General features: G+C 72.7%; 10 protein-coding genes. 5 read left to right on the top strand and 5 right to left on the bottom strand.

Features of this window, described 5'->3' with window-relative positions:
- Position 1 precedes the first annotated feature (1 nt).
- The 3 genes from ABZ914_RS04115 to ABZ914_RS04125 all read left to right on the top strand — a co-directional run bounded on the left by ABZ914_RS04115 (position 2) and on the right by ABZ914_RS04125 (position 4,590).
- The gene (locus ABZ914_RS04115; RefSeq protein WP_500191506.1) at positions 2-1,642 is read left to right on the top strand and encodes a fumarate hydratase; all 1,641 of its coding nucleotides are present in this window, start codon (positions 2-4) and stop codon (positions 1,640-1,642) included.
- A 159-nt stretch (positions 1,643-1,801) separates the two neighbouring features.
- Positions 1,802-3,076: a serine/threonine-protein kinase gene (locus ABZ914_RS04120; protein ID WP_500191508.1), complete on the top strand. Its 1,275-nt coding sequence runs from the start codon at positions 1,802-1,804 to the stop codon at positions 3,074-3,076.
- A 113-nt stretch (positions 3,077-3,189) separates the two neighbouring features.
- Positions 3,190-4,590 carry a class II fumarate hydratase gene (locus ABZ914_RS04125; RefSeq protein ID WP_500191509.1) on the top strand — a complete coding sequence of 467 codons (1,401 nt, stop codon included), beginning with the start codon at positions 3,190-3,192 and terminating at the stop codon, positions 4,588-4,590.
- A 158-nt stretch (positions 4,591-4,748) separates the two neighbouring features.
- Here ABZ914_RS04125 and ABZ914_RS04130 read toward each other — a convergent pair whose 3' ends face one another.
- From ABZ914_RS04130 to abmR, 5 genes are all read right to left on the bottom strand, one after another.
- The gene (locus tag ABZ914_RS04130) at positions 4,749-5,837 is read right to left on the bottom strand and encodes an aggregation-promoting factor C-terminal-like domain-containing protein (RefSeq protein ID WP_500191511.1); all 1,089 of its coding nucleotides are present in this window, start codon (positions 5,835-5,837) and stop codon (positions 4,749-4,751) included.
- Between the two features lie 460 nt (positions 5,838-6,297).
- Entirely contained in the window at positions 6,298-7,626 is a 1,329-nt protein-coding gene (phoH2, locus tag ABZ914_RS04135; protein WP_500191541.1) for an RNA 5'-3' helicase PhoH2, read from the bottom strand.
- A 162-nt stretch (positions 7,627-7,788) separates the two neighbouring features.
- Entirely contained in the window at positions 7,789-8,697 is a 909-nt protein-coding gene (locus ABZ914_RS04140; protein WP_500191512.1) for an isoprenyl transferase, read from the bottom strand.
- A 94-nt stretch (positions 8,698-8,791) separates the two neighbouring features.
- A complete protein-coding gene (locus ABZ914_RS04145) occupies positions 8,792-9,403 on the bottom strand; it encodes a hypothetical protein (protein WP_500191513.1) in 612 nt (203 codons plus the stop codon).
- A 128-nt stretch (positions 9,404-9,531) separates the two neighbouring features.
- On the bottom strand, positions 9,532-10,053 hold the full coding sequence (gene abmR / locus ABZ914_RS04150; RefSeq protein WP_190861664.1) for an ATP-binding transcription factor AbmR: 522 nt from the start codon (positions 10,051-10,053) through the stop codon (positions 9,532-9,534).
- A 115-nt stretch (positions 10,054-10,168) separates the two neighbouring features.
- Between abmR and ABZ914_RS04155 the strand changes: the two genes are divergently transcribed.
- The gene (locus ABZ914_RS04155; protein ID WP_500191514.1) at positions 10,169-11,701 is read left to right on the top strand and encodes an MFS transporter; all 1,533 of its coding nucleotides are present in this window, start codon (positions 10,169-10,171) and stop codon (positions 11,699-11,701) included.
- On the top strand, positions 11,682-12,323 hold the full coding sequence (locus ABZ914_RS04160) for an acyl-CoA-like ligand-binding transcription factor (RefSeq protein WP_500191515.1): 642 nt from the start codon (positions 11,682-11,684) through the stop codon (positions 12,321-12,323). Before ABZ914_RS04155 ends, ABZ914_RS04160 begins: the two co-directional genes overlap by 20 nt.
- The last annotated feature ends 162 nt before the right edge of the window (positions 12,324-12,485 follow it).

Raw genomic sequence — 12,485 nt, forward strand, 5'->3', positions numbered from 1 at the left:
GATGCCTGAGTTCTCCTACACCGACCTGCTGCCGCTCGGCCCCGACGAGACCGACTACCGGCTCCTGACCTCCGACGGGGTCTCCACGTTCGAGGCGAACGGCCGGACGTTCCTGCAGGTCGAGCCGGAGGCCCTGCGACTCCTCACCGAGACCGCCATGCGCGACATCGCGCACCTGCTGCGGCCCGCGCACCTGGCGCAGCTGCGCCGGATCCTCGACGACCCCGAGGCGTCCCCCAACGACCGGTTCGTGGCGCTGGACCTGCTGAAGAACGCGGGGATCGCGTCCGGCGGCGTGCTTCCGATGTGCCAGGACACCGGCACCGCGATCGTCATGGGCAAGCGCGGCCAGCACGTCCTGACGGACGGCCGCGACGAGGAGCACATCTCGCACGGCGTGTACGACGCGTACACGAAGCTGAACCTGCGCTACTCGCAGATGGCGCCGCTGACGATGTGGGACGAGAAGAACACCGGCAGCAACCTGCCCGCGCAGGTCGAGCTGTACGCGGCGCCGGGCGACGCCTACAAGTTCCTGTTCATGGCCAAGGGCGGCGGCAGCGCGAACAAGTCGTTCCTGTACCAGGAGACCAAGGCCGTCCTGAACCCGAAGCGGATGATGTCCTTCCTGGAGGAGAAGATCCGCTCGCTGGGCACGGCCGCGTGCCCGCCGTACCACCTGGCGATCGTGGTGGGCGGGACGTCCGCCGAGTACGCGCTGAAGACCGCCAAGTACGCGTCGGCGCACTACCTGGACACGATGCCGACGGAGGGCTCGCCGCTGGGCAACGGCTTCCGCGACCTGGAGCTGGAGCTGCAGGTGTTCGAGCTGACGCAGCAGCTCGGCATCGGCGCGCAGTTCGGCGGCAAGTACTTCTGCCACGACGTGCGGGTGATCCGGCTGCCGCGGCACGGCGCGTCCTGCCCGGTGGCGATCGCGGTGTCGTGCAGCGCGGACCGGCAGGCCCTCGCCAAGATCACCGCGGAGGGCGTGTTCCTGGAGCGGCTGGAGACCGACCCGGCGCAGTACCTGCCCGACACCACCGACGAGCACCTGAACGACGAGGTCGTGAAGATCGACCTGAACCGCCCGATGGCGGAGATCCGGGCCGAGCTGACCAAGTACCCGGTGAAGACGCGGCTGTCGCTGACCGGGCCGCTGGTGGTGGCGCGCGACATCGCGCACGCCAAGATCAAGGAGCGGCTGGACGCGGGCGAGCCGATGCCTCAGTACCTGCGGGACCACGCCGTCTACTACGCGGGGCCGGCGAAGACGCCGGAGGGCTACGCGTCGGGCTCGTTCGGGCCGACGACCGCCGGCCGGATGGACTCCTACGTCGAGCAGTTCCAGGCGGCGGGCGGCTCGCTGGTGATGCTGGCGAAGGGCAACCGGTCCAAGCAGGTCACCGACGCGTGCAAGGAGCACGGCGGGTTCTACCTCGGCTCGATCGGCGGCCCGGCGGCGCGGCTCGCGCAGGACTGCATCAAGAAGGTCGAGGTCCTGGAGTACCCGGAGCTCGGCATGGAGGCCGTCTGGAAGATCGAGGTCGAGGACTTCCCGGCCTTCATCGTCGTGGACGACAAGGGCGGCGACTTCTTCGCCGACACCACCGGCCCCGTCCTCACCATCGGCCGCCGCTGACCCGGCCGCACGATACCACCCTCGGCGCCCCCGGAATCCGGGTCCTGACGGCCCGATTCCGGGGCGTTTCGGGGCGGCAGGTCACATATTGGGGCTAAATCCAACTTGGTGGAGACGTCTCCCCGGTGACCGCGTGGCCACTCCGGTATCTTTTCCGCCATGTCTCAGTCAGAGCGCCTCGTGCTGGCGACGCGCTATCGGCTGGTCTCGGAAATAGGTCAGGGCGCCAACGGCACCGTGTGGCGGGGCCATGACGAGCTCCTCGATCGCGCGGTGGCGATCAAGGAGCTTCGGCTCCCCGAGGACCTTTCCCAGGACGACCGGGTGGTCTTCTTCCGCCGTACCCTGCGCGAGGCGCGCGCGCCCGCGCAGCTGCGCACCCACTCCATCGTCGAGGTCTACGACGTCGTCACCGAACAGGGCCGGCCGTGGATCGTGATGGAGCTGATCGAGGCGCCGAACCTCGAGCAGCTCATCGAGCGCGACGGCCCGCTGCCGCCCGAGCGCGTCGCGCACATCGGGCGGCGGCTGCTGGAGGCCCTCAACACCGCGCACAAGGCCGGGATCGTGCACCGCGACCTCAAGCCGAGCAACGTGCTGCTGGACGGCGACCGGGTCGTGCTCACCGACTTCGGGCTGGCGTTCTCGTCGGGCTCGGCGAGCCTGACCAAGACCGGGCACTTCATGGGCTCCCCCGCGTACGTCGCCCCGGAGGTCGCCGCGGGCGAGAAGGCCACGCCCCGCTCCGACCTGTGGTCGCTCGGCGCGACGCTGTACGCCGCGCTGGAGGGCCGCCCGCCGTTCGAGCGCGACAACGTCATGGCGACGCTGAGCGCACTGGCGAACGAGTCGACGCCGCCGCCGCAGAACGCCGGCGCGCTCGGCCCGGTGATCACCGGGCTGCTGGAGAAGAACCCGACGCGCCGGCTCAGCCACGCCCGCGCGGTGGACCGGCTGGAGCGGGCCATGGCGGGACCGCGCGCCGGGCGCCGGCAGGCGACGCCCCGCTACCGGCTGATGGCGGTGATCGCGCTGATCGGCGCGACCGTCGCGTCCTGCGGGATCGGCGCCACCGCGCTGATCGTCGGGATGATGCGGGAGAGCCCCGGGCCGTCCCCGACGTCCCGCGCCTCCACCCCGTCCGGCCGGCCCGGCGAGGCCGCCCCGCCGGCCGGTGTCGCGAGCAGCACGCTGGTCGTGCGGGCCCGCAGCGCCTCCTGCAAGATCTTCGTGTCGGAGCCCGGCACCGCGATGCGGGTGCTGAGCGACGAGACGCTCGCCGCGGGCGAGGCGCGCCGGTACGGCGAGGCCCACATCAACGCGGTGATCTACGACGCGTCCGCCTGCGACGTGTGGGTGAACGGCCAGGAGAAACCGCTGGGCAAGCCCGGTGAGCGCGTCAGCTACACCGTGGCGAAGGGCTCCGGGGGCTGATCACGGCCGCGCCCGCGCGGGAATGCGCGGGCGCCCCGCGCCGCTGCCATGAAGGAACGGCGGTGACGATTGCGCGGGGGCTCCTCGGGGACGTCCCCCACGGAGGTGGCTTCATGTCGGAGCAGGAATTCCGGGTCGAGCACGACTCCATGGGCGAGGTCCGGGTGCCGGCGGCGGCGAAGTGGCGGGCGCAGACACAGCGGGCCGTCGAGAACTTCCCGATCTCCGGACGCGGACTGGAGCCCGCGCACATCGCCGCGCTGGGGCAGATCAAGGCGGCGGCCGCGGCGGTGAACGCGGAGCTCGGCGTGCTGGACAAGGACGTCGCCGAGGCGATCGGCGAGGCGGCCCGCGAGGTCGCGGACGGCCGCTGGAACGACCAGTTCCCCATCGACGTGTTCCAGACCGGGTCCGGGACGTCGTCGAACATGAACGCCAACGAGGTCGTGGCGACGCTGGCGGAGGAGCGGCTCGGCCGGCCCGTCCACCCGAACGACCACGTGAACGCCTCCCAGTCGTCCAACGACGTGTTCCCGTCGTCGATCCACATCGCGGCGACCGGCGCGGTCGTGAACGAGCTGATCCCCGCGCTGCGGCACCTGCGCGACGCGCTGGCCCGCAAGGCGGACGAGTTCGCGACGGTGGTGAAGGCGGGCCGCACGCACCTGATGGACGCGACGCCGGTGACGCTCGGGCAGGAGTTCGGCGGGTTCGCGGCGCAGGTCGGGCACGGCGTGGAGCGGCTGGAGGCGGTGCTGCCGCGGCTGGCGGAGCTGCCGCTCGGCGGCACCGCGGTCGGCACCGGGATCAACACGCCGGAGGGGTTCGCCGCCCGCGTCATCGCGGAGATCGCGCGGGTCACCGGGCTGCCGCTGACCGAGGCCCGCGACCACTTCGAGGCGCAGGGCGCCCGGGACGGCCTCGTCGAGGCGAGCGGCGCGCTGCGCACCGTCGCGGTGAGCCTCAACAAGATCGCCAACGATCTGCGCTGGATGGGGTCGGGGCCGCGGGCCGGCCTCGCCGAGATCCGGCTGCCGGACCTGCAGCCCGGCTCGTCGATCATGCCGGGCAAGGTGAACCCGGTGATCCCGGAGGCGGTGACGCAGGTGGCCGCGCAGGTGATCGGGAACGACGCGGCGATCGCGTTCGGCGGCGCGGCGGGCAGCTTCGAGCTGAACGTGATGCTGCCGATGCTGGCCCGCAACGTGCTGGAGTCGATCACACTGCTGGCGAACGTGTCGCGGCTGCTCGCGGACCGCTGCGTGGACGGCATCGAGGCGGACGTGGACCGGCTGCGCGAGTACGCGGAGTCGTCGCCGTCGATCGTGACGCCGCTGAACCGCTACATCGGCTACGAGGAGGCGGCGAAGGTCGCCAAGCAGGCCCTCGCGGAGCGCAGGACGATCCGGGAGGTCGTCATCGAGCGCGGGCATGTCGCCGACGGGAAGCTCACCGAGGAGCAGCTGGACGCGGCGCTGGACGTGCTCGGCATGACCAACGCGTCCCGCGGCTGACGGCTTCAGCGGCCGCTGGAGGCGTCAGGGGGCGCGCGCGGCGGCGCGGGGCACGGCGGCGGCGGGTTCGCCCGCGAGAGGCCGTCATGGCGCCGCGGAGACGAGAAGAGGGGCGGCCCGGCGGGCCCGCCCCTCTCTCCTGTGCTTCCGAACGCGGTCTAGTACCAGCCGCTGGACTGCGAGTGCGCCCAGGCGCCGCAGGGCGTGCTGTACCGGTCCTTGATGTAGCCGAGGCCCCACTTGATCTGGGTCGTGGCGTTGTTCTGCCAGTCGGGCCCCGCGCTCGCCATCTTCGAGCCGGGCAGCGCCTGCGGGATCCCGTACGCGCCGGACGGGTTCGCCGCGTGGGTGTTCCAGTGGCTCTCCTTGTTCCACAGGTTCACCAGGCAGCCGAACTGGCCGGAGCCGCTCATGCCGTAGCTCGGCAGCAGCCTCTTGGCGATCTGCTGAGCCTCGCCCGCCGGGACGGGGTCGCCGGACGGGCCGCCGCCGCTGCCGCCGCTCGGGGACTTCGTCTTGGTGGGGGTCGGGGTCGGGATCGGCTTGCCCTTGGCCTGCAGCTTCGGCCCCTTGGACGGGTCCTGGCGGGTCGCGCGGGAGGCCCGCTCGTAGGCCTCCTTGCGGCGCATCTGCTCCATGACCATGGGGTCGACCTTGGGCGCGGCGGCGGCGTCCGCCAGCTTCTTCGGCTGGACGGTCTTGGTGCCGCCGTCGTCGGACCCGCCGGTCATCGCGAACGCGGCGCCACCGCCGCCGACCACGACCAGCGCGCCCGCGACCACCGCGGCGATCTTCAGGCCGTTGCGGCCGCCGCCGGAGCGGCGCGCGCCGCCGGGCCGGCCGGACGCGGAGCGGGAGGCGCCGAGCCGGCGGGGGCCGGAGCGGCGGGCGGGACCGGCGGCGGAGCCGGCGCCGAAGGCGATCTCGTCGCGGGGCTCGCCGATGTCCTGCCCTTCGAGCCCGGGGGCTCCCATGGCGAGGACGCCGGTCGCGCCGGTCGCGGTGGCCGGGGACTCGCCCTGCGAGACGGGCTGGAAGCCGAGGGTGTCGCCCGCGGGGGGCGCGCCGAACGCGGGCGCCGCGCCGGCGACCTTGACGTCCTCGTCGCCGGGTGCGGCCGGGAACGCCTCGGCGCCGCCGAGCCGGGGGGTCTCGGCGGAGGCCGGGGCCGCGTGCGACCACGGCTCCTCGGGGGCAAAGCTCTGTCGTTCGTCTCGCCTAGGGGACCCGGGACGGTCTCCGAACAAGGCGGTCCTTCCGACGGTCGCACGCGCATGGACACGCGGGCGAACTGCTTCCACCCCGGCCCGGCGGCGCGTCCGCACCGCGGACGGCTCCGGGCCCTGAGCGGCTCGCGCCCGCGCGCTTTTACAGGGGGGTGCGCTGCGGGCGGCACCGTTCTGGGGGTGCTTACGAGGAGACACAATGCCCGAGCCCGAGCCCTGGTCCGCAACCGAAACGAGACAAATGCTGCGAGTGGTGCGGTTGTCAACTCGCCGCTCGCCTCCCCGAAAACGGGGAGGGACCTGCGGTTCCTTTACCTTGCGGCGGTTCGTGTGACCTTCATCACAAGTCGACGGTGCGGCGTTTAACGATCACGTTCCGTGTGGTTATCCACAGGACCGTCCACAGGCAGGAGACGGGGCGCCCCGCCGGCGCCTCCCGAGGAGGGCCGGCGGGGCGCCCGCCGCGTCCGGTGCGGGTCCGTCAGGCGACGACCTCGCCGAGCATGTCGGTCACCAGCGCCGCGATCGGCGACCGCTCCGACCTCGTCAGCGTCACGTGCGCGAACAGCGGGTGCCCCTTCAGCTTCTCCACCACCGCGGCGACGCCGTCGTGCCGGCCGACCCGCAGGTTGTCGCGCTGCGCCACGTCGTGCGTCAGCACCACCCGCGAGCCCGCGCCGATCCGCGACAGCACGGTCAGCAGCACGCCGCGCTCCAGCGACTGCGCCTCGTCCACGATCACGAACGAGTCGTGCAGCGAGCGGCCCCGGATGTGGGTGAGGGGCAGGACCTCCAACATGTCACGGTCCACCACCTCCTCGATGACCTCCGGGGTCGTCACCGCCGAGAGCGTGTCGTAGACGGCCTGCGCCCACGGCGACATCTTCTCGTTCTCCGACCCCGGCAGGTAGCCGAGCTCCTGGCCGCCGACCGCGTACAGCGGGCGGAACACCACGACCTTGCGGTGCCGCCGCCGCTCCATCACGGCCTCCAGGCCCGCGCACAGCGCGAGCGCCGACTTGCCCGTGCCGGCCCGCCCGCCGAGCGAGACGATCCCGACGTCCTCGTCCATCAGCAGGTCGAGGGCGATGCGCTGCTCGGCGGACCGGCCGCGCAGCCCGAACACCTCCCGGTCGCCCTTCACCAGCTTCACCGACTTGTCGGGCAGCGTCCGGCCGAGCGCCGAACCGCGCTCCGACAGCAGCCGCAGGCCGGTGTGGCACGGCAGGTCCCGCGCCTCCTCCAGGTCCGCGCCGCCCGTCTCGTACAGCTCCTCGACGAGCCCGCCCGGCACCTCCAGCTCCCGCATCCCCGTCCAGCCGGACTCCACCACGGCCAGCTCCGCCCGGTACTCCTCGGCGGCGAGCCCGACCGCGGACGCCTTCACCCGCATCGGCAGGTCCTTGGAGACCAGCACCACGTCGCGTCCCTCGCGGGCGAGCCACGCCGCCACCGACAGGATGCGGGTGTCGTTGTCGCCGAGCCGGAAGCCGTCCGGCAGCACGCTCGGGTCGGAGTGGTTCAGCTCGACCCGCAGCGTCCCGCCCTGGTCCCCGTTCGGCCCCTGCACCGACACGGCCTCGTCCAGCCGGCCGTGCTCCAACCGCAGGTCGTCCAGCGTGCGCAGGGCCTGCCGTGCGAAGTAGCCGAGCTCCGGGTGATGCCGCTTGCCCTCGAGCTCGGAGATGACGACGATGGGCAGCACGACCTCGTGCTCGGCGAACCGGGTCATCGCCCCCGGGTCGGCGAGCAGGACGCTGGTGTCGAGGACGTACGTGCGCCGGACCGGAACGGGCGTTCCGGCGGGGATCCCGGACTCGGGACGGCGCGGCGAGGTTGTGGCCACTCGATCTCCCTGACTATGGGGGATGTACCGGTGGCGCGACAGTCCGCCCCCGTACGGCCGGAGACCCCGGTCAGGGGACGACGGCCTGGGGCGGTGGTCTCTGCGACGGAGGCGACAGGAAGACCGTCAGGTACCGTAGCGCCGGTGCCGCGCGGCGTAGGAACGCATCGCCCGCAGGAAGTCGACCTTGCGGAAGTCCGGCCAGTGGACCTCGCAGAAGTAGAACTCCGAGTGGGCGCTCTGCCAGAGCATGAAGCCGGACAGGCGCTGCTCCCCCGAGGTGCGGATGACCAGATCCGGATCCGGCTGGCCGCGCGTGTAGAGATGCTCGGCGATGTGCTCCACCTCGAGGCCCTCGGCGAGTTCCTCGATGCTGGTGCCACGGCTCGCCTGCTCGATGAGCAGAGAGCGCACCGCATCAGCGATCTCACGCCTACCTCCATACCCAACGGCGACGTTCACAATCAGGCCGGGAGCGCCGGATGTCGCCTCACCCGCGTCTTTCAGGACGCGGGCGGTCTTATCGGGCAGGAGGTCGAGGGCGCCGACGGGCTTGACGTGCCACCCCTCGTCGGCGAGCTTGCGGACGGTGTTCTCGATGATCTCCAGCAGCGGGTCGAGCTCGTTCGCGGGACGGTTCAGGTTGTCGGTGGACAGCAGCCAGAGCGTGACGTGCTCCACCCCGGCCTCGGTGCTCCACTGCAGCAGCTCGGAGATCTTGTCGGCGCCGCGCTGGTGCCCGTGGTTGACGTCGGCCAACCCCATCGACCTGGCCCAACGCCGGTTCCCGTCGAGGATGACGCCGACGTGCCGGGGGGTGATGTCGGTGGGCAGCGACGCCTCGACGCGGTGCTCGTACATGCGGTAGACGGCGTCCCGGACGGCCGCGTACGGCCCGCTGTGGCGGATCGCGGCGGTCAGCCGGGCACCGGCGGAAGGAACGCGGCGCGCACGGCCGTCCCGGGCCGCGCCGGCCTCGGCGCCGCCCTTCGCGGCCTTGTCGCGCCCTGACATCCCCGTACGCCGAACCCCCATGTGGGCATCCCTTCGAGCGATCCTCCCTGATGGGAACGGACGCTCAATTATGGCCCGACGGCGACACTTTTCCCGCCGTTCCGGTGATGTCAGGCTAGCGCGCAGGTCGGGGGGCTCTGCCGTGCCGAGCCGCCCCGCCCGGCCAGGACGCCGCGGAGGCGCCGGACACTCCGGATGTCCCGACCATTCCGGCGTGATCGACCTCGGCCAGCAGCGCGTTCAGGAACCGCGCGAGCTCGGCGGAGGTGAGCACGGCGCGGATGCCGCGCCCGCCCGCCCCCCACGCCTCGATCACCGCCCGGCGCGCCACCCGCCAGCGCCCGGCGGCGGACTGCTGGCGCCCCACCCACATCGATGAGGTCCGCACCGCGCAGCGCAGCTCGCCGGTGCTGATCACGTCGCCGCGGTCGCGGTAGCGGAAGGCGAACAGCTCGGGCTCCCGGGCGGCGCCGGCCGCGGGCGGGTCGGGGAAGCGGTCGTCGGGGTCGGGCCAGCGGGCCGCCTGCGGGGAGCCGTCGGCGCGGGCGGCGTCGACCCGGCGGGCGAGGTCGGCCAGGAAGTAGCCGCAGCGCTCCCCCACCGCGCCGAAGCGGTCGCCGTCGCGGCGCAGCTCCAGGGTGACCTCGAACGGGGTGCCGCCGCGGTCCAGCGAGGCGACCGGCACGACGTCCAGCACCGAGCCGTCCAGGCAGCGCAGCGCCCTCACGCTCCGTCCCCCTCCCCGGCGGCGTCCCGGCGCGGCCCACCCGCGCTTCAACGCACATTAGGCCAGGTCGGCACCATGATCACACCCAGCGGACGTCGTGATCGCGTAATGATCCGCGGCGCCGGGGGTCAGGGCTTCGGGCCGGCGGCGCGGGCGCGCTCGACGTGCTCCAGGGCGCTGCGCAGCTCGCCGAGCCACTCGTCGGTGTTCTTGCCGACGAGCCGGACGCACCAGGCGAGCGCGTCGCTGCGGCTGCGCGCGACGCCGGCCTCGACGAGGGTGTCCAGGACGCGGCGCTCGGGCTGGCGGAGCCGGGTCATGACCGGCACGGACAGGGTGGTGAACATCTCCCGGTGGCCGCCGCACTCGGCGCCCCAGGAGACCTTGTGGCCGAAGGCGTGCTCGGCCTCGCGCGCGATGGCGATGCGCTGGTCGCGGGTGTCGGCGCGGAAGCGCTGGACGTGCCCGGCGAGCAGCGCGGACCGCTCGGTCTCCGAGACGTCCTTCGCGGCGTCCGGCTCCGGGAGCCGGCCGACCACGCTGACCTCCTCGCGGTCGACGACGACCTCGGGCGCACCCTCGAACCAGCCGTCGGGCAGGCGCCCGGCGAACCAGCCGCGCAGCCGGTCCGCCGCTTCGCTTGTAGTCATGTAATCAAAATTACAGCCTGCGGAGCGGCGGCACCAGCCTCCATCGCGATTGACATTCGCCATCTTTTGAGAGTTACTCTCAAAAACGATGGACTCTTAGTTGGAGGCGAGTGTCATGAGGGTGGGCAACGAGAGGCGCTGGTGGGGGCTCGGCGCGCTGGCACTGAGCATGCTGGCGCTCGGCTTCGACATGACGATCCTCAACGTGGCGCTGACCACGATCTCCGAGAAGCTGCACGCGAGCACCAGCGAACTCCAGTGGATCGTCGACTCCTACCTGCTGGTCTTCGCCGCGCTACTCCTCCCGGCCGGGCTCCTCGGCGACCGCCTCGGCCGCCGGCGGACGCTGCTGGCCGGCATGGCGGTCTTCGGCGCCGCCTCGCTCGCCGGGGCCCTGGCGGGCGGCACCGGCGGCGTCATCGCCGCCCGCGCCTTCATGGGCCTGGGCGCGGCGATCATGATGCCGCTGTCGATGTCCATGCTCCCCGCCGTCTTCCCGCCGCACGAGCGGACCCGCGCCATCGCGGTCTGGTCGTCCGCGTCCGCCCTCGGGCTGCCGATCGGCCCGCTGCTCGGCGGCTGGCTGCTGGAGCACTTCTCGTGGAGCTCGATCTTCCTGGTCAACGTCCCGATCGTGGCGGTCGGCGGCATCGCGCTGGCCTTCACCATGCCCGAGACCCGGGACCCGGCCGCCCCCAAGGCGGACGGCCCCGGCTCGCTGCTGTCGATGGGCGGCCTCGTCGCCCTGGTGTACGGGGTCATCGAGGCCCCCGTGCGCGGCTGGGGCGACCCCGTCGTGCTCGGCGTGCTCGCCCTGTCCGCCGTCCTGCTCGCCGCGTTCGTGCTGTGGGAGCGGCGTGCGGCGCAGCCGATGATGGACGTCCGGCTGTTCCACGACCGCCGGTTCAGCTGGGCGATGGTCGCCGCCATCGCCGCCAACCTGCTGATGGGCGGGCTGCTGTTCGTCTTCCCGCAGTACCTGCAGGCCGTCCTCGGCAACGACGCCTTCGGCACCGGGCTGCGGCTCATCCCCATGCTGCTCGGCCTCCTCGCCGGCGGCCTCACCACCGACCGGATCGTCCCCCGCACCGGCCACAAGCCGATCATCGTGACCGGGCTGGCCGTCCTCGCGGCGGGCCTCGGCTGGGGCGCGTTCACCGACGCCGGCGACTCCTACGGCTCCATCGTCCCGTGGCTCCTGCTGATCGGCCTCGGCTGCGGCCTGTCCCTCGTCCCCGCGATGGACGCGCTGATGGCGGCGCTCCCCGCCGACCAGGCCGGACGCGGGTCCGGGCTCGTCCAGACGCTCCGCCAGACCGGCGGCACCCTCGGCGTCGCGGGCCTCGGCAGCCTCCTGTCGGCCGTCTACCGGGACCGCGTCGCGACCGACGGACTGCCCCGCGCGGCCGCGGACGCCGCCCACGACTCGGTCGGCGGCGCCGTCGCGGTCGCCGGCAGGCTCCACGACGGCGCCCTGCTGGCCTCCGCCCGCGACGCCTACGTCCACGGGATGGACGCGGTGCTCGCCGCCTGCGCCGCCGGCGCGCTGGCCGTCGCCGTCCTCCTCCTGGCCTTCCAGCCGGGCCGCCGGGGTGCGGACGCCACCGCCGATGAACCAGAATCGACGCATGAGCACGTCGCACCCTGAGCACGCCCTCGACCGCCTGGAGGACCGGCTCGCCAGGCTGCCGCTGAGGGAGCGCAAGAAGCTGAGGACCCGGAGGGCGATCCAGGACCACGCCCTCCGGCTCTTCACCGAGCAGGGCTACGACCAGACCACCGTCGAGCAGATCGCCGCCGCCGCGGAGATCTCCCCGAGCACGTTCTTCCGCTACTTCCCCACGAAGGAAGACGTCGTGGTCACCGACGAGTACGACCCGATCATGGCGGAGATCTTCCGCGACCAGCCCGCCGAGCTGTCCACGATCGACGCGCTCCGCGCGACGCTCCGCGAGATCCTCCCCCAGATGATCGCCGAGGACCTGGAGGTCGTCCGGACCCGGCTCCAGCTCACCGCCCAGGTCCCCGCGCTGCGCAGCCGCACCTTCGAGTCGATGCGCGAGGGCACCGCCGCCATGCTGAGCGAGGTGATCTCCGCGCGGGTGGGCCGCCCCACGACGGACGGCGACGTCCAGGCGTTCACCTGGGCCGTGATCGGCGTCATGCAGGCCGCCATGTACCAGTGGCTGGACGGCGGCACCACGATCGAGGACATCCCCGACGCCGTCGACCACAACCTGGAGTTCCTCAGCCGCGGCTGCCCTCTGTAATTCCCAGGGGGGCGACCCCCTGGAACCCCCGTCACGACGGACGGGCTGTTTCCCCGCTCCGCTGGCGCTCCGCGGCGAAACAGCCCCTCCGTCGCCGGGCAGGCCCGCTGCGCTCGCTGCACTCGCTCCGCGTGCCTGCCCGCGCGGTGGCTGAGCTTCAAC

The sequence above is a fragment of the Spirillospora sp. NPDC046719 genome (assembly GCF_040645715.1).
GTDB lineage: Bacteria > Actinomycetota > Actinomycetes > Streptosporangiales > Streptosporangiaceae > Spirillospora.